The sequence below is a fragment of the Halalkalibacter alkaliphilus genome, from assembly GCF_023555415.1.
Taxonomy (GTDB): domain Bacteria; phylum Bacillota; class Bacilli; order Bacillales; family Bacillaceae_D; genus Halalkalibacter; species Halalkalibacter alkaliphilus.
Genome location: NZ_JAKRYL010000012.1, coordinates 81,859 through 107,383, shown reverse-complemented (window position 1 = coordinate 107,383; position 25,525 = coordinate 81,859). Strand labels below are relative to the sequence as shown.

The window sequence follows — 25,525 nt, the reverse complement described above, 5'->3', positions numbered from 1 at the left end:
TAGGTTTTCCCTAGTATAATATTACTATTACCAATTTTTTTCAAGGCTTGATTTTCATAAAATTACATAATTAGAAAATTATAGTCTTTATAATAGTTACTTAAACTATAGGTTTATTATTTAATGATTAAAATAGGAACCCACTTCTAGAAACTCGTCATCAATAAGGTCCCATTGATATACCATAGTGGAAATCGGGTCTACAGTATACCATCCCAATGTCGCCGTTGCATGATCATTTAACACATAAACTTGAATCATATAATTCTCTTCATTTTCTATTACTTTTATGATTTCATTAAGATCAATTGTTTCATTGTCTGCATCATGAACCACATACACACTAGGATCATAAATATTATTGACGAAACGTACAGCATCTTCTGCTCCTCTTGGTGATAAATAATTTTTCACTTGATCCACTTTCCAACTATTGTCTTCTATTTTAAGTGAATATACATAAGTAAAACTTTCATCACCATAAATTTCCGGTAAGCTGTATAGTTCAATTTCATCTTCATTTGACATAGCAACAACATAAGGCGCTGTTGAATGAGCGGCTAATGGAAACACAAATCCATACTCGTAAAAAGACTCAGGATTATTATAAATTGCTCTTATGCTTTCTTCTAAAGAGTTACTAGAATAATAATCAGTTAAGGAATTAGCAAGCACATCAAATGAATCACTAAAGGATAATCCGTGCTCCCCTTCAGTGAAACTTTCACCCAAAACCTCAACTGCTTTTGACTCTGCCTCTATTACCAATTGGATTGCTTCTTCATCAGATAATACAGTTACTTCTGGCTCTTTTATTTCTTCTACTTCTTCTTCATTAGTATTTGTTTCTGTTACTTCAGCACTATTTTTTTCTTCACTGATTTCTTCTACTTCACCTTTTTGATTGATAGTAACCTCTTCTACCACATTATTCTCTGCTTTTTCTGTGCTACAGGCGGCTAAAATCAACAAGCCAGATACGCTTACCGCTCTTAATAATTTATTTGTTTGTTTTCTCATTTTCCTTACCCCCATTTTTTAACGCTACTATGCTTTGACTATTTCTAATTTGGATCAAATACGGCAGATGGCATAAGAGAGATCCCTTCCTTGTACGAGGAGGGATCTCTCTTCAACTATTAGTATGTATTTGAAATATTTCCCTGATTATCTTCCTAACTTAACAAAAAAGTACCCATCACTCGTTTGGTTAAAATTCAAGAGCATCGATCTTTCAGTTCCATCTTCTTCGTTCCACGTCACAGTAACAAGTCGAGGGTTGTCTTCATCTTGCTCATATGTAAAATCACTTAAATCCATGCCAACGATGTTTCTCTCATTTGCTATACTAATCATATGATCAGCAGGAAAACTCCAATCATCAGAATGGTTTATGGAAGCATTTAGTTGCATATCTCCGTCAACCAAACTCTTCATAAATGTTTCAGATGCTTCTAGAGGTGTCGAATTTTTCGCTCCACCACAAGCAGCTAATAGAGTAATAGATAAAATAATTACCGCTACCAAAAAGATTCTTTTCATTTCTTACCTCTCCCACAATTCCATTATTTTGAATAACAGGAATTATTATAATACTTTATCCCCTCTCTGTCTAGGTGTTTTTGGTATTTTATACACCCTCCAAAGGTCCCGACCAATCCAAATAATACATTACCAAGACCTATTGCTGGTAATATCGCTTTATTGACTTCATACTAATTTCCTCCTCAAGAAGTTATAACAATAATTTCTATATAGCCGAGAGAGGATTCAGGCTATATTTACAATAAATAAATATACTCTTCCCCCTACGCCTAATACTGTATTTCGTCCTTTTCCTTTTTCTTAAAACTACTAAAATTTAGATCTACCATTTATTAAAGTATGAAGTTATAATTATCTAGAAATTTACATTTTTTTATATGGAGGAATGTTATGTGAAAGGCTTGTTCATGTCGTTATTGGTTGTGTTAGGTCTTGTTGTATCTCCACTCTACTCATTTGCAGCGGTTGATAAAACTGAATTGCAAGACTATCTAAATGAAGTTGGTTGGACAAAAGTAGAGCTAGAAGAGTATTTAGACTTTTACGGAGTTACATTGGATGAATTTTATGATTTAGAGGATTTAACTTCATTTTTAGGGCCTGTGTTAACAGAAGATAACTTAGCAGAAGCACTAGCTGAGCATGGCTTAACATTAGAAGAAGCAACCGCACTGTTAATTTTGAACGGCGAGCTAGAAGAAGGACAAGCTATTTGGGATGTCTACACTTTTGTAGATGATCTTCATATCGATTTATATTATTACAATTTAACTCCTATTACGGATGAGAATTTACAAGAATTGCTTGATTCTTATAACCTGACAATGAAAGAATTAATTTCATTGTTAGAGGAGCATGGTGATTCCTTAGAGCATTATGAATACATTGAGGACTTAGAGTGGACAGTTGAGTATTATCTTTTCTATTATGACGAAGAGGACTTTGATTTCTCAGAAATTGATGATCTATTTGATCAGCTTGGATTAACATATGAAGAGTTAGATCGATTATTTGAGCATTTCCTTACGCTTGACCTAGAGAATCCAGCATTTTTGGATCGCTTAGAAAAGCTAGCTGATCGCATGATGGCGTTTGAAGATTTCGATGAGGCATCAGATCTGACTCCAGCTCAAATTGCTGAACTACTAGATATTTTCACTCAGTTACTAGATTTGTTTGAAATAGATGTGAAGTTCTACCTTGTGAAAGAAAATGAGAAAAAGCCTGTTTCCTTGTCTACCCTTATGACAATGACAAGTACGGATGGTTATGGGTTACTTATTGAACTATATAACAAGCAAGGCAAGTTCTTAGCTGACCTTCTATTCACTGCAGATATGCTAGGTTCTGACATTATTGTTGAAACTGGAAAAGACTTAAAGAAAACAGAAGAAGTCATTGTGAAACAAACAGAGAAGAAAGCAGAGAAAAAGCCTACACCTGTTGAAAAGAAACCTGTAACGAAAACGGAAAAAGGCGCGAAACTCCCGAAAACAGCATCTAATTATTTAGTGAATGCTGCTAGTGGACTAGCTGTTGCTATTGCTGGATTCGCTATTTATCGCCGTTTCCGCGTGAAGGGTGTGTAAGAAGATTGAAGCGATTCATTCTTCTTTCCTTATGCAGTGTTCTCATTGTTGGAGGATTGTGGTTTTCGAGTACGAATGCTTATTCGTTTTTAAAAGGATATTTTTTGTTTAAGACAGGAGATAGCGTGGCGAGTGAGACGGTTGTGTCGGCCGAACCTCCACTAGAACCTGTGATGGATGAGGAAGATGACTTGGAGGTTGATTCATTTAACTTCCCTGCCAACCCTCAAATCGGCGACTTAATGGGTGAGCTATACATCCCGAAGCTTGATGCGACTTTGCCGATTTATCACGGCACTAATGAAGATGAGCTTGAAAAAGGCGTCGGTCATTTTGCCGGGAGCGTCCTTCCCGGTGAAAATGACAATTCCGTCTTATCTGGGCACCGCGATACCATTTTTCGCCGCTTAGGTGAAGTGGGAGAGAATGATCTGTTGATTGTCCGGACAGCTGCAGGAGAATTTGAATACAAAGTGCGGAGAGTGCGGATTGTCGATGAGGATGACCGAACGGTAATTGTACCAAGGCCGCGTGCGACGTTGACTGTTTCTACGTGTTATCCGTTCAACTTTGTGGGTGCAGCACCAGAGCGGTATGTGCTGGTAGCGGAGCTTAGGGGGCAGGAGAAGGTAAGGTAAGTGGGTTCATAATGAGTTTTTTGGAAGAGAGGATGAGGACTATCTCATGCTCTCTTTTTATAGTTGGTTTTTCTCTTCTTGTCGGAACTGGGCAATTTACTGTCCGAAGCGAACAAGCTGAGTTTCACTTTAACGCTGTGAAGTCCTACCGAGGGGTCTTACCGAGGGGTCTTACCGAGGGGTCTTACCGAGGGGTCTTACCGAGGGGTCTTACCCCGTGTATTTGCAATATCTTCACTTTTGTCTTAAATTTCTTATAGACCCCTCTAGTTATCTAATAGATAATTAGAAGGGATATACATTTTTGAAGCAGAAGAATTTCTGTGTAGAATCACTACACGTTAAGGAGTTTTATATGAATGGAATTAATAATGTAACAGTGCTTCTTTTCTATTTGATCTGTTCTATACTCCTTATAACTGGCTGCGCTTCTCCTAACAGCTCTGATAATCAGGAAATTTCAGCAGGTCCCGAAGAGGTCATTGAAGAAGTAATAGAACATGAAAAAATAGTCATGTATGAAAATACGGATAGAGGAATAAGAGTTTATGAGACACCCAACTGGGAGTTTGGAGAACAATCGGAAGGTGATCAAATTAATGTAACCTTCTATAGTGAGAAAGGGAAAGCCATTATCACTGTACTATCCTCGAAAAAGGATTTAGAAGAAATTAAACAAGAGCTTATGATCGGTGTTGGTAAATCGAACATTATTGAGGAAACAGACAATTATTTTGCTTTTCAGTCTGAACGAAAGGAAAGCATACGGAGCGATGTTTACTTCGAACAGCAAGATCAAAGGGTAAACATTCTTACCTTCATGACACCAGTAGATGACTATGAAGAAAATATAGAATACATCAAAGAGTTCAAACAACATATTGAGTTCTATTAAAATTTCAAAAGGAGAATCCGGGATGAAAAAAATAGTCATTGCAACAACTGTTAGTTTCTTATTAGTAGCAGGAGTTGTTTACGCAAATGAAGAAAAAGAAATCGTTAGTCCAGAATCTGAGCTTTATGAGACGGTTCGTATTATTGAAGAGACAACGATAGAACTTACCAAGGATACTGGTGAAAAAACACTTCTTGAAGATCAATATGCCGAGCAACGATTGCTTGAAGCGGAAGAAATGTTTGCAGTTGGAAATGAAGAAGCGGGCGAAAAATCTTTAGAAGATTATAGCGAACATATCGAAAAAATTGAAAGAAACATAACAAAAGCGAAGGACAGCGGTAAGGATCTTTCTGAAGTAGAATCAATCGTTTATGAAAATATGGAAAAACGCAGCGAAAACCTTGTTGCGTTACTTGAACAAGAAGACCTTCCAGATCAAGCAAAAGCAGGTATTACAAAAGCGTTAGCAAATAAGGAAAAAGCGAAGCAGCGCGCGGAGGAAGCTAGGAACCGCGCTGGAGCTGGCAGAGACAACAATAATGGTGGAAATGCTCAGGGCAAAGCTGAGCAAGCGAAACAGAAGGGGCAAGAGCGAGCCGAGCAAGCAAGGCAGCAGGGGCGTGATCGGGCGGAGCAAGGCAAAGGGAACGGGAATAAGCCTGAAAATGCAGGGAGACCGTAATTAATTAGGGAAATGCGAGAGTTTCGGTAAAAGAGAGCGTGAGGAGTGTCTCATGCTCTCTTTTTTGTCGTTGGGAGTGAATTTAAAGGTATATAGACGTGCTGAATACGTGTGGGATTTTAGCTTTCTGTCGGAAGTAGCTGTTATTCTGTTGGAACTTTGGAATTTACTGTCCAAACTTGGACTTTTACTGTCTGAACTCCCCCTTTTACTGTCGGGAGCACTTATCAAGCCTCAACTCCTCGTCATCATCCCGCCATTGACATGAATCATCTGTCCTGTGCTGTGACATAGCTAGAATAATCACTTGCTAAGTACACATAAGCTGGTGCTAATTCTTAAGGCTGGCCCGCTCGTTTCATAGGTGTCCCGTATCCCAAACTCAACATTTGTTCAGCTGGAAAGCTTGATGGGATAATCGGTGTCCAAACAGGTCCTGGAGAGACTCCGTTTACACGAATTCCCTCATCAACTAAATCAAGAGAAAGCGACCTCGTAAATGTGACAACCGTTCCTTTTGTTGTTGAGTAGTCAAGATTGCCTTGCTGCCCGTTATAAGCCACACCTGATGCCGTATTAATAATTGTACTCCCTTTCTTTAAGTAAGGTAGAGCTGCTTTCGTTAAATAAAAATAAGAAAAGATGTTGGATTGAAACACTCTTAAGAGCTGTTCGGCAGTTATGTCTGTGATTCTCTCTTGCGGATATGACTCCGCACAGTTATTTACAATAATATCGATGCGCCCGAACTGACGTAAGGTTTGCTCTACAACATCGTGACTTGTCTGCTCCTGTCCAAGGTCCCCAGCAATGGCGAGACACCTTCTCCCTATTTGCTCAATTCGAGATTTTGTTTCAAGTGCGTCAGCATGTTCATTTAAATAGACGATCACTATATCAGCCCCCTCCTTTGCAAAGGCATAGGCAACCGCCCTTCCTATCCCGCTGTCCCCACCAGAAATGATCGCTACTTTCCCTTGTAACTTGCCAGTTGGTCGGTAGGTTCGGTCTTCTGAAACGGGTCTTGGCACCATCATCCATTCAAATCCGGGATGAAACGGTTGATGCTGGGCTGGAAACTGAACAGAGATCCGTTCTGTTCTCGTTACATAATGTTGTTCCAATTGTGGCTCCCCTCTCTATCTAGGCGTTTGTTTACGATATGTTTTTTGAGGGGATTTTGTGCGTTGATTTGTAAACCAAGCAATAAATAATTATTTCCTTTGATGAAAATACTAGTAAGTAATTCAGAAGACTTTCAAAAAACTGACTCGTTAAAATAAAGAAAAGTGGTGCAAGCAATGTTTGAATTCCTGTCAGACTCCCTTTTGGTGGTAGGGAGAATCGTTACAATTTTACCGCTTTTGTTATTTCTTACTCTTTATATGGGAAAACGTGCCATTGGGGAGCTACCTATATTTGATTATTTAATTATTATTACATTAGGTGCTGTCGTTGGCGCTGACATTGCTGACCCTAGTATTAAGCACCTCCCTACGGCGATCGCGATCATTGCGATTGCTCTTTTTCAAAGGGTGGTTACTAACTGGAAAGTGACCAATCGTAAAATTGAGAGGTTGCTTACGTTTGAGCCAACGGTTGTCATTCAGAATGGAAAATTCCTCAATAGAAACCTGAAAAACATCCGCTATTCGATTGATAATATTCTTCAAATGCTTAGGGAAAAAGATGTTTTTGATATCAGTGAAGTGGAAACCGCAGTGATTGAACCCAATGGCGCGTTAAGCGTGTTAAAAAAGCCTGAAAAGCAATCCGTGACAGCAGGAGACCTCAAGATTGTAAAGCCAACAACCGCTATTGCCTTACCGGTCATTGTTGAAGGAGCCATTTATTCAGATATTTTAAGGGATTTCAAATTAAGCCAAACGTGGTTGCACGAGCAATTATTGAAACAAGGAGTTAAAGATATAAAGGATGTCTTTTTTGCGTCGGTCAACCGCGACCTTGAGCTACATGTTTCATTAAAGGATGAACGCGGGATGTTTATTCCGCATATTAAGCATTGAAATATATTTATGAAAGCCGCCCTACGGAGCGGCTTTTAGTTATTTTTGATTTTTTTTCATTAATTTTTGCATGAGCTCTCGTGCATAAGCCTTTGCATTGTTTGTTTGCTTTTCTAGCTTTTTAAAGCTGGTTACTTTACGTCCCGTAACTTTTGCTTCAATGATATCTCCTTCCTTTATACCAGGAAGTTGTTCGGCTTCAACATGGATGGAGATCGACTCATTTTCCCGTAAAAGAAGATGAGCGATTCCGTCTTCCACACTATCGACTGTGTAAATGGCCAAAATGATCCGTCCTCCTAAATCGTAATTTCATCTCGCATCCCATCCAGTGTTGTTGGACCAATACGGTGGACATTTACCAGTTGCTCAATGCTTGTAAAAGGACCGTGCGTTTCACGGTATTCAATAATGTTGTCGGCGATTGCTGGACCGACGCCCGTTATGTGTTGCAGTGTTTCTTTATCAGCTGTATTCACATTAATCGGATATGTTGGTCCGACTGGGTCAGGTGTTGGCTCTGGGATCGGTTCAGGCTCAGTTGGATCCGGATCTGGCTCGACTGGAGGAATCTCTGGCTGCTGTTCACCAACTATTTGATAGTTCGTTCCGTCCGACCTAACCACAATCGCATCTCCTGTTGTGTCATAAAGCCCGGTCACACCGTTGTTTCTTAATCGATTGATCGCTTCTTGATGAGGATGGCCATATCTGTTGCCCACTCCATAGCTGATAATCCCTTCTTTCGGCCTAACTTCTTGTAAGAAAAAATTATTCGAACTTGTAATAGATCCGTGGTGACCTACACGTAAGACATCGGATGCAACTTGAAAGTTATCAACGATTCGACGTTCTGCCTCTACTTCCGCATCACCAGTGATTAAGTAGCGAAAGTCACCATAATTGATATAGAGAGAAACAGACGCATTATTTAAGATATCGCCAGCTTGTCCACTATTCACTACTTCAATGTTTACTGCTGGGTCTATATCCAATGTTTCCCCGGGTTCGGCAATGTGAAACGGAATATCGTTACTTAAAACATATTCAAGATAATTGATAAACGTTTGTGTGTCATGCTCCGCTCCACTATCAATCACTTGACTCACTGTAAAGTTTTGCATTACTGTTACGGCCCCACCAATATGATCTGCGTGTGGATGTGTCATGACTAATCGGTCAATTGTATCGATTCCTGCCTGTTTTAAATATTGAACAACTGCTTGCCCAGCCGTTTGTGTTCCAGCATCGACTAAGATTGTACTGCCATTTGGTGTGGTAATCAGTGTTGAATCTCCTTGTCCTACGTTTAAGTGATGCAGGACGAGCTCTCCTGCTTGAGTTGGTTCAGGCGGTTTAAACGTATCATCAAGCGTACGAGCTAAAAATACCGAGAATTGTGCACGTGTTGTCGGTCGACTTGGACGAAACGTATTATCGCTCGTATACCCTGTTGTAATATTATTTGCCGCTAATGCTTGGATATCGTCATAAAATGGATGCGTGGTTCTGATATCATTGAATTCTCTATCCCACGTCCCGCTTAGATTGAAGGCACGTGTCAAGATCGCTGCCATTTGTCCACGTGTCAGAGGTGCATTCGGCATAAAGCGCCCTTCACGTCCTGTAATAATTCCTTCATCAGCAACAGCAGCTACGACATCGTAAGCATGAAACCCTTCACGAATATCGACAAACTCAGGAGCAGGACGTCCTTCTAATTCTAGATCAAGTGCTCCAGCAATCATAATAGCTGCTTGAGATCTAGTTACTGTATTCCCTGGTTTAAAGGTCCCATCATCATACCCACGAATGATTTCTCGATTAAATAAAAAATGAATCTCGTCTCGCGCCCAATATTCAGTGTCTACATCCATGAATTGAGTTGCTTGAGCTTCTATATTTTGAGGAGTGATTCGGTTTTGAGGTGTTGTCCCGTCTTCAGCTCCTTGAAAGAAGCCACAAGAAGATAGGATGAAGACAAAGATACTTATAATACAGAAAATCCTTTTCAAAATTCATACCTCCTATTACGCTTTACAAATAGTTTGCGGAATAGAGATGCTTTCATTCTTGATCATATCGTGATCAAGGTTCCAATATTTTGAAAGGATGTTTTTTATCGCAAGGATTGAAAGTCGATTGACTCAAATTATGAGAACATAAAAAAAGATGACCCTATTTGTTATAGGATCACCCTTTCTACAAGCTTTCAATTGTTCAAGAGGTTGGCTGCTTCACCTTCTCATACGTCTCCCGATTACAAATAATATAAAGCACGGCATCAGCAGGGATCTGCTCATCCAAACGCCGATTAATATCTAAGTGGTTTCGGTCTGCAATTAACGTCGCTCCTTGTGCTAGTAAATCCTGAAAGGCATCGTTATACGTCTCCCACTCTTTCTTTTTAGGGATCTGGTAAAGATCTTCCCCGTGCGCTCTGCTAATGAGCTGAGAGTACACTTGGCTGACACCTTTGTAAAGGGCAGAGCGGACAGCTAGTCGAGAAATGGTCTCTTGTGAGAGGATGAATTCATCCACTTGAACATGAGAGAAATTTGAAATGTTTTTTTCGGTCATGACTTCAACGGTTGTATGGACATCTGGTGCCAAACGGCTCACTGTAATGGAAACAAGTAGTGATTTCGCATCTTTCAGCGAGGGCTCTTGAATGTTATCATCGGCAAAAATGATCACAGCACTCGCACTTGTTAAGTTGGCTTTTGCGTAAGGCTCTTCTAATGCTGGATCTCCATGTATGTAATGAAGGCGATTATCACTCATTAATAGCTCCGGTGCCTTTTGCAGGGCATCAATGACGATCACTTCTACTTCCGAGTCCGAATCAAGGATTTCCTTTACTGCTGATTCAGATTTTTTCCCCCAGCCGATGATGACAACATGGTTCTCGTTCATATAAGTCAACCTCCCTTCCTCTCTCATTCTTCTAAATATCGTAAATGAATCAACGATTTTTCCAATGACAACCCCAAGCAACCCAATTCCAATAAGGAACATAAACACAGAATAGATCTTAGCCGGGAGAGTAATCGGTGAATAATCGCCGTATCCGACTGTCGTGAACGTCGTCATCACAAAATAAAACGTGTTTAACAGACTCTCAAAATTGTCAGGCTCAAGAGCATACATAATGACCGTACTAAGAAAAATAAAGACCGCTGTTGTAATAAATAATGTGACGTTTCTCATTCGGATAAGGCCCAGGCTAAGCTTCAGAAAAAAATGCATCGCATCCTCCTTTCTAGGGGTCAGACCCCTCTTTAGTACTGTGCAGAGATGCAGAGGGGTCTGACCCCTTTTTAACCCTGTGCAGTATTGTAGGGAGGTCAGCCCTCCCACTTGCACTAACGTGTCGTATACGCTACAAACATCGATAAATTCCCTGTAATCGGTCCGCCGACGCGAAAGAACAGTCCACTTGGCTCTCCATTGATTACATGAGATCCGATCAATAACTTCCCAGTATACGGACCGTCCCATGTATCAATCGTTTGATCTGGCATCGGGAAGTACTCTTGATAAACAGTTGCTTGCTCCTGATAGTAATCAACATCCTCATCGATCACGGCGCCACCTGATACGACCTGAACTCCACCACCTTCGCGTCCTAAGACTGGTTTTTTTACATAGGAATTCATATCGCCAAGCGAATCGTAGGTCGGCAAGAAGTACTTCTCAATGGCATCTCGTTCCATCCGCGTGTACCATTCATCTTTTTTCTCCCAAATCAGCGAAAGAATAGCCTTTGACTGCATGAGTAGTGCTGATGGAGGGTTGATGATCTTCAATTTGTCATTCATTAAATGAACAAGAAACTGTTCACCAATCCGTTCGCCCGTTCCACTCTTCTCCTCCAAGAAGTACTCAAGTGGGTACAGCCGATACAAAAACTCAATCTTTTCTCCTTCAGGTGTTTGGACATCCTCTTTTCCAACGACGATCTCTTCAAGCGGAACATACTTTGCCTGCTGCGGGTACAAGCTCATTAAGTATTTCACCGTCTGCTTATCTTCGTCATGCCAGTCCGCACACGTAAAATACAGCGTATCTGTGCTGCCGATTCGATAATCTCGAATGATCTGATTCCACGCATTTCGAACGTTTGCAGCCAACTGTGCATTCGGGTTGAGTTGGCCGTGTTCCTGACAAAGAATTTCCTGGGCAACAGCCGACTCCACTATACCTACAGGTGTATCAGTATTGGCTTCAATCACCTTTAAGCCATTGGCTGAGGCGATAAAGTCATATCTAGTAAAATAAGAAAAAGCACCCTTCCCTTCTGCTAGAAGCAAGTCCCACATGAACACAGAAATTCCAAGTCTATGTATAATCGAACGGTCCTTCATAATCTGCTCATACGTTTTTTGAAAAACATCGTTCGCCGCACGTGATGCATTCTCCACTTCGCGAGCAAGAGACGATGGAACGACAAGAAGTGAATCACTCATGTATTGATTGTCTTCGTAGTTTTCATACAAAGTTGCCCATGTGAAGCCTTTAGCTGAGGCTTTTCGTTCGACCTCTTGCCAGCGCTTCAAATATTGGTTTGGTTCGAATGGGTCTGTTAATGAGTGGTATGGAAGCATGATAAGAGTCTCCTTTCTTGAGTCGTTATTTAGTGTGCTAGGTATTTGTTTTGCTTGCTCTTTTATGAGAAACCCGCTTATAAAGTGACTTCCCAATTAAATTTTTCCCTTTTATAGGTATAAATCTACATACTACAGGCTATTATCTATAGTAATGGCTCCTTTCGTAATGTAGCTCTGTTTTAGTTAGCCTAACAGTCTAACTAGATTAACCTACGGTGTTACGAGTAAGGGGCCATTTTTGTTGATTTCAACTCAATTTCATAAATATAGTTGAAAACTTCTCAGGAAGGCATTGGCTCCACTCGCCGTGCGCCTATAGGGAAAACCGCCCTATAGGCTTAAAACATAACGGCGGCTTTTGTGCTTTGCCCTAAGTTTTATAAAAAGGTATCGCGCTTTCTACCTTACTAGTGCGAACATGTTTGCATTGGCTCCACTCGCTGCACGCCTATAGGGAAAACCGCCCTATAGGCTTAAAACATAACGGCGGCTTTTGTGCTTTGCCCTAAGTTTTATAAAAAGGTATCGCGCTTTCTACCTTACTAGTGCGAGCATGTTTGCATTGGCTCCACTCGCTGCACGCCTATAGGGAAAACCACCCTATAGGCTTAAGATCTGGCAGCGGCTACGCTCAATGCTTCGAGTAATAAGAAAAAGGGAAAACCCTCCTTTTTCTTATTACTCTTCAATAGCTAATCGTCGCCGCTACAATCATCCCAACTAAAACTGATACCCCACCAAGAAGTAGGCCGACGGCTATGTTTCCTTTTTCTACTTCTTTGGCTAAGTTCGTATTACGAGTGAGGATATATTCAATGACTAGGTGCAGGACAATTTGGACGATAATCGCAATAAGCGCCCAGATGGCCAAATCGACTAGGTTAATTGAGTGTCGGATCGCTGATTGTAAGACAACAACTAGCCCCGCCATTTTCCCTAATAATTTCAGTGATACGGCTGTATTGCCGTTTTTGATTTGCTCACGTTCTGAATACGGCGTGAGCAATTTGAAAATGTATGTCCCTATTAGAAACAACACTAGGGATACAGCTAAATAAATAATAAAATGATCAAAGGTTTGTAAATAAAACGTTAAGTCCATTCATTTGCTCCTTTCATTCCACAAGGTAAATAGTACGATAAATTATCGGTAATCTGTGCTCCGGCACGTACGCCAAATGCACTTGCTTTCTCATTTACAACAAAACTTCCGATTAGCAAATGAGCATCCTTTACTCCCAGCTCCGTTTTAATCGACGCTGTTGGTAAGTCCACATACTTTTGAAACACTTTCACATACTGATCGTACGATTTTGCTTTTTGCTCAAAAAGGGTTGTCCCTTTCTCTCGCACTTCAACCGTATCCCCCTCCCGACCAAAGGCCGGTTTAGACACATATGTATCGCCTGTTTCAAGAAACGGCTCTTCGTCTAGATACGTCGGTAAAAAATAACGACTAATCATTTCATGTTCATGCTCTGTAAACAATGGATGACGCTGTTCATGCATGCCCCAAATGGCTGCCATCACTGCCTTGCTCTGCATTAAAAATGCTGAGGCTGGATTTAGCATCCCAACTTTTCGCTCACCAACTAGCTTCATAAATTCCATCCCAATAGGAAACTGGTCATCTGTTACATCCTCAAGCAATGCTTCTAATGGGTATGTATGCCGGTAAATGACATCAATTTTTTCACCATTAACATCGTACACTCCGCTTCCATCAACAACTTGCAGCTGATTAAGCGGTACAAACTTGGCCCCTTTGATTTGGGAGACCTTCATCAAATACTTCATTGTTTCACTGTCTTCGATGTCGTCGGCATGCGCTGTGAAAACGACATACGGGTGCTCTATCACACCGATTTGCCTCGCACAATGAAAAATACTATTTCGAATCGATTTCCCTAAATGCTCTGCTTCATGTTCGTTTGGGTTCATCAAGCCAAATTCCCTGCAGACAAGGCCATTTACATCAAAGAGTTCTCTAATAAACGTTGGCGTATCTGAGTTAAACTCAAGTAACTTCAGCCCACTCTCGGTCTGAACAAAATCAAAGCGGCCAATCACTGTTTCATATGGGATCATCATCATCCTCAAAAATGGCAGAGCTTTTTGAGGAAACCCAAGATCAAGCAGCGTCTCATCAGGAGCTTGCCGAACCATCTGATTCATTTTTTTATAAATGGCGTATGACTCCTCTGTTGCAGCTCGAATTTCATCCCTTTCCTCAGACGTTATTTCGAGGCAATCATAAAGTGCGTACTCCATCCCATACAATCGATCCCAAAACGATGTTAGACCAGCGTAAAATTGGTCTCGCTTCTCCTTGTACTTATCCACCAAAAGAACCACCGCCACCCATGCCAGAGCGTGGATTTGTTGCTCGGTTTGGTGTTCTTGTTTGGTTTTGGTCCTGACGCGGCTGGGTTACATTTTGATCTGGCTGGGTTCCTGTAGCAGGTTGTCTCACCTGACCACCACCTCCGCCACGAGCACCTCCAGCAGTTGCTCTACCTGCCATGAATGCTGCGATCGTCGGGAACCACATTCCGCCATAATAATAGTGTCCGTGGTTTTCGTTTCCTGGCTCCACACATTGGTAGCCCTCTGCTTCCTCGTCCCACTGCCACGTATCACAATCGGCTTCCTCTGGAGATGGAGGACCAGTATCTGGTTGAACATTGGCTTCTGGTTCAGCAGGCACGGACATGAGTTCATCTTGGAGGCCCGGCGCACATCCTGTTAATCCAAAGAGAGCCACACTCGAGCCAACAAGTCCTTTAAGCAATTTATCCGTTTTTGGTTTGTTCATGTTAACACCTCCTGTATGTAGTACGAATCCACTCGCTATTGGTTTCATATCCTATTAAATTTTACCAATAAGTTGGATATGAATAAATGGTTGTCTTCTCATTTATTATTTGCAATAAGGAACAAGCTACATCCAATATAGTGAAAATTTTTATAACCTCAGAGAAAAGTTGTCCTGACCTTAGAGAGCACTGGTATTATTGACCATGCGATCATCCATATTAAGTAGACAAGACGTTTTTCATATTATGAGGGGAGTTGTGAAAATCATCGCTAAAAATAAATTCGTTATCATCGCAATTGTCACACACCTTATCTTCTCATATATTTGGTTAGTTGCCTTTAGTGGGCAATATTTTATTAAAATTACTGGGTTATTTGTCATTCAACTCTTAGCAATGCTTCTTTCAGTCTATTGGCTGTACCAGACATGTAAAGCCATTAAAAATAAAAAAAGGAAGCAATTTTGGCTGCTATTATACAACGCAGTCGTTCTGTACAGTGCTGGATGGATCATATGGGGATATTACATTTTATTAAGTATAGATCCTCCATTTCCTAGTATGGCTGAGCTGTTTTTCGTTTCTGCATACATTTTGTTTGTTATTGCTCTTATTTATAAAGTTAATTTGCATTTCAGTAAACAAAAACTTATCCATTTTGTGCTTGATATTGCGATGATCATGATTATGACATTTGCATTAGCATGGGAGTTTATTCTTTCTACTGTATTTTTTAACCCTACAGGCATTATTTTAAGGGACGCCTTGCTTATTTTTTATCCGTTAATGGACCTTACTCTATTATCGATCGCACTGACATTGTATCTCTCTTCTAGGGGGCAAAAAGATAAAGCGGTTTTCACGTTTTTATCAATAGGTTTTGGTGCACAAACTGTTGCTGATTTAATTTATGTTTACCAAGTCATTCAAGGGACGTATCAATTTGGAAGTTGGATTGATCCACTTTGGTTAAATACAATGCTGTTAAAAGGAGCTGCTGGGATTTATTTATTTAAGAATGGGGATCCCTCTCTTCCTATGAAACAGGCCGATTCGGCACATGCTAGACCGACGAACTACACTGCATATTTCCTGTTAATCATCTTACTAATCACAACGGTTGTTTACCATTTTGAGCATTTATCTGCTGTAGAAGTCGCATTATTTATTACGAGTTTCCTTATCATAGCAAGGCAAGTTTTCCTTTTAAAGCGCCTCTCCTCTTTCTCAATTACGCTAGAGAAAGAAGTGGATAAAAAAACAAAAGATCTTCGAGTGGCCCTTCAAAAAGTGGAGAAAATGGCCAAATATGATCAACTAACAAACTTACCAAATCGTTATTTGATCAATCATTACTTAAAAGAAGCTATTTGCCGTTGCAAATCAAACAATTCTAAATTAGCCGTAATGTTTTTAGACTTAGATCGGTTCAAACTTGCTAATGATACGATGGGACACGAAGCAGGTGATCAACTTCTTATAGATGCCTCGAACCGTTTAAAACAAAGTGTTCGAAAAAGAGATATTATTGGGCGACAAGGCGGAGATGAATTTATCATTATCCTTGAGGACATTGAACAGGAAGAAGTGACTCAAATCGCCAAACGATTGATCGATGGATTTATTCCGGCATTTCAGCTTAGAAAGAAAGAATTCTTCACCTCTCCAAGTATAGGTATTAGCATGTACCCTGTTGATGCAGTGGAGAAAGATGAACTATTGAAACTTGCTGATCAAGCGATGTATTTAGCAAAAGAACTAGGTAAAAATAACTTCCAATTCTATAGTTCTGCTTGTAACATTTTGCAGCGAAAGCAATTGATTGAGACGGCTTTGAACCATGCGATTAAGAACAATGAACTGTCTTTAAAGTATCAGCCCCAGTTTGATTTGAATTCAAGTGAAATAGTCGGGATGGAAGCCCTTTTGAGGTGGCATCATGCTGAACTCGGAGAAATTAGCCCGATTGAATTTATCCCTATCGCTGAAGAAACTCGTCTAATCATTCCCATTGGCAGATGGGTGCTTCAAACCGCATGCCAACAAATCCATACGTGGCAAGCCCATGGGTATAACCCTAAAAAAGTAGCAGTCAATATATCGAGCCTTCAATTACAAGACCCTGAATTAGTTCACTTCGTAAGGGAAATCATTGATCATTTTCAGATTCAACCTAGCTTGATTGAGCTCGAGATTACTGAAAGTTTCATGCAAAATTTGGCTGAAGCTCAACATTTTTTAAATGTATTAAAACAATTGGGGGTGTCAATTTCCATTGACGATTTTGGAACAGGGTATTCTTCCTTGTCCGTTATAAATCAGTTACCAATTGACCGACTGAAAATAGACCGAACGTTCATTAAAGACATGCTAATAAATCCAAAGACAGCGATATTAGTGAAGACAATAGTCGAGATGGGCCATAACCTACATTATGACCTTATTGCAGAAGGAATTGAGCATAACGAACAAGCAAAAGCTCTGAAGGAACTAAAGTGCCCAGTTGGACAAGGCTACTTATATAGCCCGCCGATAAGTGCAGAGGAAATACAAGTATTACTATTGCAATCAACTGAACGTCAATAAAAGGGACTGTCCCAAAAGGTATGATTTTAACCTTTTGGGACAGCTCCTTTCCTAAAGAAAAATAGAATGCTATCCCATACCTACCTATCAAAATTCACCTACTATTCTCTCTATCCCAACTCCAATTAACCGAAAATTTAAAATCATCTACACAAAACAACACACTTCGCAAAATGTTTGTACTATGCTTTTAGTAATAATACATACATGGAGGGGAAGTCATGGAAAATCGATTATTTCCGTCGATGAGTTTTCAAAAACCATTGAATGCCGATATTAGCATTGCTGAGCTTAACGGCAAAACCGTCAACTCTAGCAAAACAAAGGTTCTTGTATCTGACATAAGCTCTCTAGGATTATCGTTTTCTACGAGCTTAGACTTTCCCATGTTAAAAGAGAATTCGTTTATCCTTAAAATTGAAATATGGCAATGTACGTTTACGGGTGAGATTTGTGATAAGGAAGAAAGAGATGGTATATTTTATTATAAACTGAACGTAAAAACATGTAATTTACTGTTCTTTAAAATGTTTGAGCATATGCATAATACACAGTATGCGAAAACGCCTGTACCGTACTTTGAAAGAGCGACAGCCACTGGTTGATCGCTTTTTTATTATCGCTTGCACACAAAAACCCCTATCACTCTTCCTACTAACGGAGAGCATTAGGGGTTCTCGTATTTTTTCTTATAGGCTTGTCCTGGTTTATCACTTATATCCATTATGAACACTTTGGCATTTGTGATTCACAAAGCCCCATCATTTCAGCTAGTAAGTCTTGTCCTGTTAGCTTCGTCCATGGGATCTCAATTCCTTTGCCTGGTGCTAGTGCTTTTCCTCTATATTCTTCATTTTCATCAGCAGCAATGTAAATATCCCAACTCCAGCGGTTTTTGTAGCTTTTTTCACCAGTATGCTCGATTTCTGCTAAGTAATGGTTTTTCACTTTGAAATTTTTCATCATAAGTCATTCGCTCCTTTAAGTTGTTTTCTCATTTATTATAATAGTCTGAAAAAGAGTAGAATGGAAGGGGTTTGTTAGATAATCTATCGAAAAAAGAGCCATTCGACAAAACTTCTCATTATAGAGCTTTTTTCGACGGTAACACATTACATTATGTTTGTATTTTTTCAAAGATAGAAAAATGAAGGCTTGAGGATAGATCGTCCCTCAAGCCTTCTATTTTTAAACAAGAGATGTCGTTTCTTGACTTTGTTTTTCTTTCAGTTCTTCTCCAGCTTCAATCACTTTACTTTCATAAGGTTGTAGCTTAACATTACGATACGTCTTCTCTTCCGCCGTATGATTCATAACAAAGTAGAATCGTTTTTCTCCCATTTGACGTTTATACACTTCGACTCCTTCTTCACTTTCGATATACCAAACTCCTTGATTCTCAATAATCTCACTAGCAATATCTGTGATAATATGCTCCTCTGCTCCACAACCGATATAATAGACAATTCCGTTTCCATAGCGGTTGCGTGTAATAGCAGCCTCTGGGTAAAATGGATCATCATAGCGATAAAGGACCTCTGCTGTTACTGGTGTGATGATATCACGCCATACTGAGCAACTAGAACGCTTCTCTTTATTCTCTCCTACACCAATAATTGAAGCTCCCTCTGTTGCTGAAAGCGACTCAATTTCATGAATTGTAATCCCTGCCATCTCACGTACATGACCAGGCAATGTCTCTTTAAAATGGATGTTGTTGTTTTTATCTTTAATACCTGCTCTAAATGTGAATACAATGGTCCCGCCAGCTTCAGCAAACGCTTTAAAGCGTTCTGCTAATTCTTCATCAATGATTTGCAGGGCCGGAACAAGTAACACTTTGTATTGCGAGAAGTCTCGATCAACCGGGATAACATCAATATTTGTGTTCTTCTTATAAAAAGGTGTATAAAGTCTTAGCAGTTCATTGGAAAAATCAAAGCCTGCACTTTGTGTCTGAAAACGCCATGACCAAATATTGTCGTAGTCATATAGCGCTGCCACTTCTGACTTGATGTCCGATTGCAGTACGTCGTCATATTGAGGAATATCTGAAAAGACCGATTGAACCTCTTTGTACTTTCGACCGTAGTTATTATCGTGATCGACAACTCCATAGCAAAATTGCTCTGCCCCTTTTGTCATCCCTCTCCAGCGGAAATATAATAGATCCGTACAGCCATGTGCAAACGCTTGATAGGACCACATTTTCGCTTGGTTTGGGCGTGGCAAATATCCTATTACATCATGGCCTTGGGCTCCCATTAACTCTTCAACGATCCAATAATTTTTACCAAGCAAGCCACGATTAAAGTCATGACTCATTGCAATCGCTGCAGGAGTTATCGGTTCCGTCAATCCGCCCCAAACTGGGTAATTATCATAAGAGACAAAGTCCATTAACTTTACATTTTCCGCGTGGTCAAACCACTTCCCAAAAAATCCACCTGATACATTCGTTGTCACTAATTGGTGACTCCCTTTCAATTCTTTGACAATCATTGTCTGCTCATGTGCATAGCGGTTTACAGAGAAGGAACGGAATCTCGCCCAATCTAACTGCAACGACGGATTGTGTGTTGTGATCGTCTTTTTTGGAATCGGAATCTCTGAGAAATCGTTGTACGTTTGCCCCCAGAAAATCGTCCCGTACGTCTCATTTAATTGATCAATCGTGTCGTACTTGTTTTTTAAGAAATCTTGAAACTCACTATGGCATTGCTTGCAATAACACATGTCACTGCCTTCATGACCAAACTCATTGTCAATCTGCCATGCGATAATCGCTTCTTCATTTTTGTAATGTTCGACAAGCTTCCGAGTAATCCGCGCACTATACTCACGGTAGACGCTTGAGTTAAAACAATATTGACGGCGTCCGCCAAATACTCGCGTTTGACCGTTCTCATCTTCGGATAAAATGGTCGGATGTTTTTTCGCTAACCACGCAGGGAACGTCGCTGTTGGTGTTCCGAACATGACTTTAAAGCCTTGTTTTTTCACTTTTTCAATCACTTCATCGAAGAAGGAGAAGTCAAACTTTCCTTCTTCCTTCTCCATTAAGTGCCACGCAAACTCACCAATTCGAACAATGTTGGCACCAAGCCCCTTGATTCCTTGTATGTCTTGTTCCATCATTTCTTTTGGCCAATGCTCCGGATAATAATCTACGCCTAGATACATCATTCTCCCCCTTATCTAAAAATCGATTATTTTTGTTACTTCACGGCTTCCCTCTTAAAAGAAAGCGATAATTTATTAACAATGTGGACTCGAAACCACAAAAGGTAAGTGGAATCATACATCAATAAACTTGAGTTGATATGTGGTTTCGAGTCCACACTTTGAAGCTTTGATTTATGGTCTCGAAACCACATTAATCAAAAATATATCACTCACCATCATGTAAACGCTTTATTGGGTTTAGTTTAGTACGTTCATGTAAGGAAGTCAATCACTTTTATTATCAAATTTTTTGTACGGTCTCTCGCTCCATAAGCTCCGATTCATACTCTTGTATTTTCCCCTCTAATTTCTCTCCATTCATTTGACGAAGTAAGGATTTCATAAGCGTATGCCCGATTTCCTTTTTAGGTAATGAAACGGTTGTTAATGCAGGGGTAATCATTTTCGCAATCTCTACGTCATCAAAACCAGTAACCGAAACATCTTCCGGCACACGTATTCCTCGTTCTGATAAGGCACGAATCGCCCCAATTGCCATTAAATCATTACAAGCGGCTATGGCCGTAAATGAAACACCTCTGTCTAGAAGTTCTCTCACCTTTTCATAACCAGCCGTTAATGTATCATTCCAATTAGAGACAAAGAGAAAATGATCAGACGATACCTCTATTCCTTTTGCTTTCAACGCATCAACGTATCCTAGGAAACGCGGGTTCTCTTTCACCCCTTCAATTCCTTCTTTTGGATAACCGAGATAAACGATTTCTTTATGGCCGCAATCAAGTAGATAATTAGTCGTATTTTTCATTGCTTTTTTTAAGTTTACTGCTACATTTGGCAGCTTTGTTTCATAACCAAGGTCCCAATAAAAACAGGTAGGAATCACTTCTCTTATTTTCTTAGAGTCTACTAAATTATTGAATTCAGAAGAAGTTAAAACAATGAGCCCATCATAAAAGCCTTCTAAAATTAAGTTAATATATTTCTCATTTTCCACACTCGTGCTGTAGATAGAATATGTATACCCATTTTCCAATGCTACCTCTTCAATCCCTTGGACGATTTCTGCATAAAAGGTATTTTTCAATCCATGTGTAATACAAGCAATCTGTCCGCATTTTTGTGTACGAAGGCTTCTTGCAACGCGGTTTGGGACAAACTGCAATTCACGAATGGCTTCTTCCACTCTTTTCCGAACGTCTTGTGAAACATATCCATTATTGTTTAATACGCGGGAAACGGTTGTTGGCGACACCCCGGCTAACTTTGCTACATCTTGTCTCGTTGCCATGAATAATCAATTCCTTTTGAATTTATAAAACGCTTTCACTTTATTGTATTATAACCTTTAAAAAATAGTAAGATTCTTGCTTAATTTATATTCCAAATTCGAAATATGCAGCTATTGAAAAACTCCTTTATTGCAGATTCGTGGAGCCACAATGTCTCCACACGTTGCGGCCTGTTATGAGTGGTGCAAAGCAAGTTTGTACCACTCATAGCAGACTTAAAACAAAGCAACGGTTCCGCTCATTGCTTAAAGGCCGTTGAAAATGTCAAAACCGTCCCTTTTTCAGTGGCCTCCTAAAGTCCCTTTGTTCATTTATTTTCTATAAAAAGAGGAATACACTGATAACTATCGAAATAGTATGATTTGAAAGACAATAGCAAGTTAGTTGACAATAGGATCTCACGAAGGTGATAAAATGAAGCAATTCTTCTATTCATTACTATTCATTATTTGTTTATTCCTTATAGCAGGTTGTGTGAAAGGGCAACCTTCAAATGCTTCAAATGAACCGAGTCATGAGGATACCACAAACTCAATAGAGACGGATGAAGTACTGGAAGCACCATCATCAGAAAATAGTATGTCTGACATCCCTTTAACGGTTTTACAAGCTGATAGTCGTTTCCACTTACAAATGACGGATGACAAAAATCAAACGTACCACGTACATATTTATAGCTCCGACGAGGAAAAAGGCGAGATCGATTCGCCTTCTTTTCTTGGAGTTGAAGGAGAACAATTTTATTCAGGCCAATATCATCTTTATTTATCTGAAGATGACGATGAGTATGGCGTCAAGCAAGAACATCTGAACCTTTTCGAGAACGAAAGTGGTTCCCCCGCGCATTTTATTGAAGGAGAAAAGATGGCGTATATTAGCTCTCATAAAACAGGGCGAGACCTCCTCGTCATTTATCAAAAGGAAGCATTGAATCAAAAGAGTTTGAACGTTTTTGCGTTAGAAGACGGAGCGCTCCAAGAAGTGAAGGTTGATGGACAGCCTTTGAATTCAATTAACGGGGAATTACGTAACATCGGTGATCACTATTATCAAAGCGTAGAGTATAAAATTAACGAAACAGAAGAAGAGTTCGGTTGGTTTTTTACCACATGGGAATTTCATGAGGAAACCCTCACCCTCTCCTTAAAGAGCCAGGCCGTCTACAATGACGAGTCGTTTACTGATGGTAATACGTACGGACAAGAAACGTATGAACGTTGGAAAGATAAACCGACCAGCACGTTCGCTTACCCGTACATTCCGATCACGTCTGACTGGCTAGACGAAGTAGAGAAAGGACGTTTTCCTTCCGTCTCATTTGCTGTTGGCACAAGTTTGCAGGAAATATTTGATAAAAAAGGAGAACCAGATACGATTACCGATTGGTTACGTGGCGCAGAAACCTTTATGTTTAATAACATCGGTTATGCTGTAACAGCAACTAGTAACAACACCGTTAATACCCTTCTCATTCCAGGGACCTTAATAGACGGAGATATTAAGCAAATTTACGATAAACTTGGAGAACCGGACGAGAAAGTTGTCGGTGAACAAGACAATCATACAGAAGTAATGATTTATAACACTGGTGCCCATGCTCTCTATATCGAAAAAAGCAAAAATGAGATTGAAATGATTTTAGTGAGCAAAACAGAGACGCCTGAAATTTCAACGGACTGGAGTGGTACATACACCATTCCGGAAGACAAAGGTGTCGGAGGCGTACTGAACATCTACAATGAGGATGAAGCTGGCTTTCAGTTTGATATTCATGTGTCTACTACTCATGTCGGCGAAATGGAAGGTTACGCACTGAAAGATGGAAATACTGCGTTGCAAGTGGAAGACGAAATTGGCTGTCAAATGACTCTTGTAAAAGACGGAAACCACGTTACGACGATTGAAGGACCCGACTGCTGGGGCTGGAGCGGGATGGCTATTGATTTGAACCATACGTTTGTTAAACAATAATGATATGTACTCCGCTGATTTGTGAGGCTATTGAAAAGGTATGGTTATGACCTTTTTCAATGGCCTTTAATTTTACTTTTTTCGTGCCCTCTTTGTATTGTGCGGAGCCGTTGCCATTTTTTAGTGCCTAATTCATATTGGTTTGTATGAAGGACTTTTTCCCATGCTTTTTAGTCTGTTTCGATCTTCATCGGCTTTATGAAGACTCTCTCCTTGCTTTTCTAGACTGTTTAGGTCTTCATCAGCTTTATGAAGACTCTACTCCTACTTTTCTAGACTGATTAGGTCTTCATCAGCTCGATGAAGACCTTTTCCCATGTTTTTCTGGTCTAGTTTGGCTTTCATCAGCTTACTGTTTTTCCACTGTTTTTTTATTTTAGAGGTTATATGCATGCAATCTTATTCCCACAAAATAAATTAGTTTATTTATGCATAATTCCCATTTTCTGTAGCACACTACCGAAAAAAGGGAGTGACAGCCATGGACATTTTGTTCAATAAGACATATGCATTTCTCAGCTGTATTGATAAAAAAGGCTATCTTTTCGACAAGAGTCTGAAATGGATCGCTTTCCTTCAGGGTAACTCTTCTTTTTCAAACTCGTGCCACTGCTTAACAGCAGCCATTTATTTAGTGTAGATAACAACCAAAGACCCTGAATAGAACACAAAGTTCCTCTACTGGCTCTTCGACTCGAGGGACTTTTTTGCGTTTCCGCACGTTTCCGGGGTCAGACCCCTCGGCATAACATTAACGCGGTGCAGAGGTACATAGGGGTCAGACCCCGCTTTACTTAACTAAAGCAAAAATCGTTGATTCGCCTATCGTTACTTGTGCAACAAGCCGTTACCAGCAAAGGACATTTGAATATCATACTAAAGTAGGGGGTGATATTCCATGTTCAAATTATATTTAGATCCTGGTCATGGAGGTTCTGATACAGGTGCAACTGGAAATGGTATGCAGGAAAAAGATATTGTATTAGATATCGCCTTACGTATTCGCAATATTCTTAATAGTGAATACGCTAATGTCGATGTAAGAATGAGCCGAACTACCGATACCGATGTTACGTTAGCTCAGCGCTCAAGTGATGCCAATTCGTGGGGGGCTGACTATTTCTTATCTATTCACGTCAACGGACTAGATGGCACCGCACAAGGATATGAGGATTTTATTTATGATGGCTTATCCGACACTTCTCAAACTGCACAATATCGCGATATTATGCATGAAGAGATCACAAAGGTTAATGAACTCGTCAACCGAGGAAAAAAGAAAGCTAATTTTCACGTCTTACGTGAAACAACGATGTCTGCGCTCTTAACTGAGAATGGGTTTATCGACAATGATGAAGACGCCGCCAAACTATCTGATCCCAATTGGCTGCAAACCGTTGCAAGAGGACATGTAAACGGCTTGGAACGTGCATTTAACCTCGAGCGCTCTGAAAATGGAGATAATAACGGAGACGACGATAATGAGAATGATCCGATCTATCGTGTCATTGTAGATGGCACTCAAGAAGGAGCATATCGAGTTAGACAAAATATCTTAAATGCAGTTGATAGAAATCTCGATTCTGCTAATGAGATTTTGATTCAGAGAATCAAAGACTAGTAATGACGCAAATAAAAATCGAGATTTTTCCGGAGATGAACTGTTGTTGGTTCGTCTCCGTTTC

At 40.0% G+C, this 25,525-nt stretch carries 21 protein-coding genes and 1 pseudogene; 9 read left to right on the top strand and 13 right to left on the bottom strand.

All coding sequences use genetic code 11. The features are described from left to right. Nucleotides 1-120: 120 nt before the first annotated feature. On the bottom strand, nt 121-1,020 hold the full coding sequence (locus tag MF646_RS12810; RefSeq protein ID WP_250096899.1) for a hypothetical protein: 900 nt from the start codon (nt 1,018-1,020) through the stop codon (nt 121-123). A gap of 147 nt (nt 1,021-1,167) precedes the next feature. After that, a complete protein-coding gene (locus MF646_RS12805) occupies nt 1,168-1,542 on the bottom strand; it encodes an LptM family lipoprotein (RefSeq protein WP_250096898.1) in 375 nt (124 codons plus the stop codon). A 395-nt stretch (nt 1,543-1,937) separates the two neighbouring features. Between MF646_RS12805 and MF646_RS12800 the strand changes: the two genes are divergently transcribed. From MF646_RS12800 to MF646_RS12785, 4 genes are all read left to right on the top strand, one after another. Beyond that, nucleotides 1,938-3,134 carry a processed acidic surface protein gene (locus MF646_RS12800; protein ID WP_250096897.1) on the top strand — a complete coding sequence of 399 codons (1,197 nt, stop codon included), beginning with the start codon at nt 1,938-1,940 and terminating at the stop codon, nt 3,132-3,134. 5 nt (nt 3,135-3,139) lie between these two features. Next, nucleotides 3,140-3,772 carry a class D sortase gene (locus MF646_RS12795; protein WP_250096896.1) on the top strand — a complete coding sequence of 211 codons (633 nt, stop codon included), beginning with the start codon at nt 3,140-3,142 and terminating at the stop codon, nt 3,770-3,772. A 355-nt stretch (nt 3,773-4,127) separates the two neighbouring features. Beyond that, complete coding sequence (locus MF646_RS12790) at nt 4,128-4,667, top strand: hypothetical protein (RefSeq protein WP_250096895.1); 540 nt, start codon at nt 4,128-4,130, stop codon at nt 4,665-4,667. 22 nt (nt 4,668-4,689) lie between these two features. Beyond that, nucleotides 4,690-5,352 (top strand): DUF5667 domain-containing protein, encoded by a 663-nt coding sequence (locus MF646_RS12785; RefSeq protein WP_250096894.1) that lies wholly within the window; start codon nt 4,690-4,692, stop codon nt 5,350-5,352. Nucleotides 5,353-5,586: 234 nt separating this feature from the next. On the opposite strand, the pseudogene MF646_RS12780 reads toward MF646_RS12785, so the two are convergent. After that, nucleotides 5,587-6,389: pseudogene (locus MF646_RS12780) on the bottom strand (SDR family oxidoreductase). A 264-nt stretch (nt 6,390-6,653) separates the two neighbouring features. Between MF646_RS12780 and MF646_RS12775 the strand changes: the two are divergent. Next, a complete protein-coding gene (locus tag MF646_RS12775; RefSeq protein WP_250096893.1) occupies nt 6,654-7,379 on the top strand; it encodes a DUF421 domain-containing protein in 726 nt (241 codons plus the stop codon). Nucleotides 7,380-7,418: 39 nt separating this feature from the next. Here MF646_RS12775 and MF646_RS12770 read toward each other — a convergent pair whose 3' ends face one another. The 7 genes from MF646_RS12770 to MF646_RS12740 form a co-directional block, all read right to left on the bottom strand. Continuing rightward, complete coding sequence (locus MF646_RS12770; protein WP_250096892.1) at nt 7,419-7,664, bottom strand: DUF3006 domain-containing protein; 246 nt, start codon at nt 7,662-7,664, stop codon at nt 7,419-7,421. A gap of 14 nt (nt 7,665-7,678) precedes the next feature. Then, complete coding sequence (locus MF646_RS12765; protein ID WP_250096891.1) at nt 7,679-9,394, bottom strand: S-layer homology domain-containing protein; 1,716 nt, start codon at nt 9,392-9,394, stop codon at nt 7,679-7,681. A 205-nt stretch (nt 9,395-9,599) separates the two neighbouring features. Then, nucleotides 9,600-10,628 carry a potassium channel family protein gene (locus tag MF646_RS12760; RefSeq protein WP_250096890.1) on the bottom strand — a complete coding sequence of 343 codons (1,029 nt, stop codon included), beginning with the start codon at nt 10,626-10,628 and terminating at the stop codon, nt 9,600-9,602. A gap of 116 nt (nt 10,629-10,744) precedes the next feature. Then, the gene (locus MF646_RS12755) at nt 10,745-11,986 is read right to left on the bottom strand and encodes a glutathionylspermidine synthase family protein (protein ID WP_250096889.1); all 1,242 of its coding nucleotides are present in this window, start codon (nt 11,984-11,986) and stop codon (nt 10,745-10,747) included. Nucleotides 11,987-12,674: 688 nt separating this feature from the next. Then, nucleotides 12,675-13,091 (bottom strand): DUF350 domain-containing protein, encoded by a 417-nt coding sequence (locus MF646_RS12750; RefSeq protein ID WP_250096888.1) that lies wholly within the window; start codon nt 13,089-13,091, stop codon nt 12,675-12,677. Beyond that, nucleotides 13,082-14,332, bottom strand: a complete 1,251-nt coding sequence (locus MF646_RS12745) for a glutathionylspermidine synthase family protein (protein WP_250096887.1) — start codon at nt 14,330-14,332, stop codon at nt 13,082-13,084. The genes MF646_RS12750 and MF646_RS12745 overlap by 10 nt, the downstream gene beginning before the upstream one ends. Continuing rightward, complete coding sequence (locus tag MF646_RS12740; protein ID WP_250096886.1) at nt 14,325-14,804, bottom strand: hypothetical protein; 480 nt, start codon at nt 14,802-14,804, stop codon at nt 14,325-14,327. Before MF646_RS12740 ends, MF646_RS12745 begins: the two co-directional genes overlap by 8 nt. 259 nt (nt 14,805-15,063) lie before the next feature. On the opposite strand from MF646_RS12740, the gene MF646_RS23440 reads away from it, so the two are divergent. Together MF646_RS23440 and MF646_RS12730 are read left to right on the top strand one after the other, a co-directional pair. After that, nucleotides 15,064-17,391, top strand: coding sequence for an EAL domain-containing protein (locus MF646_RS23440; RefSeq protein WP_250096885.1), 2,328 nt, complete (start codon nt 15,064-15,066; stop codon nt 17,389-17,391). A gap of 221 nt (nt 17,392-17,612) precedes the next feature. Beyond that, a complete protein-coding gene (locus MF646_RS12730) occupies nt 17,613-17,996 on the top strand; it encodes a hypothetical protein (RefSeq protein ID WP_250096884.1) in 384 nt (127 codons plus the stop codon). A 118-nt stretch (nt 17,997-18,114) separates the two neighbouring features. Here the strand turns inward: MF646_RS12730 and MF646_RS12725 are convergent, their stop codons facing one another. The 3 genes from MF646_RS12725 to MF646_RS12715 form a co-directional block, all read right to left on the bottom strand. Beyond that, the gene (locus MF646_RS12725; RefSeq protein WP_250096883.1) at nt 18,115-18,357 is read right to left on the bottom strand and encodes a hypothetical protein; all 243 of its coding nucleotides are present in this window, start codon (nt 18,355-18,357) and stop codon (nt 18,115-18,117) included. Nucleotides 18,358-18,579: 222 nt separating this feature from the next. Continuing rightward, a complete protein-coding gene (locus MF646_RS12720; RefSeq protein ID WP_250096882.1) occupies nt 18,580-20,574 on the bottom strand; it encodes a beta-galactosidase in 1,995 nt (664 codons plus the stop codon). Between the two features lie 283 nt (nt 20,575-20,857). Further along, complete coding sequence (locus tag MF646_RS12715; RefSeq protein WP_250096881.1) at nt 20,858-21,868, bottom strand: LacI family DNA-binding transcriptional regulator; 1,011 nt, start codon at nt 21,866-21,868, stop codon at nt 20,858-20,860. 415 nt (nt 21,869-22,283) lie between these two features. Here MF646_RS12715 and MF646_RS12710 point away from each other — a divergent pair, with 415 nt between their 5' ends. After that, nucleotides 22,284-23,840: a hypothetical protein gene (locus MF646_RS12710; RefSeq protein WP_250096880.1), complete on the top strand. Its 1,557-nt coding sequence runs from the start codon at nt 22,284-22,286 to the stop codon at nt 23,838-23,840. Nucleotides 23,841-24,738: 898 nt separating this feature from the next. Next, nucleotides 24,739-25,461 carry an N-acetylmuramoyl-L-alanine amidase family protein gene (locus tag MF646_RS12705; protein ID WP_250096879.1) on the top strand — a complete coding sequence of 241 codons (723 nt, stop codon included), beginning with the start codon at nt 24,739-24,741 and terminating at the stop codon, nt 25,459-25,461. Nucleotides 25,462-25,525: the final 64 nt, after the last annotated feature.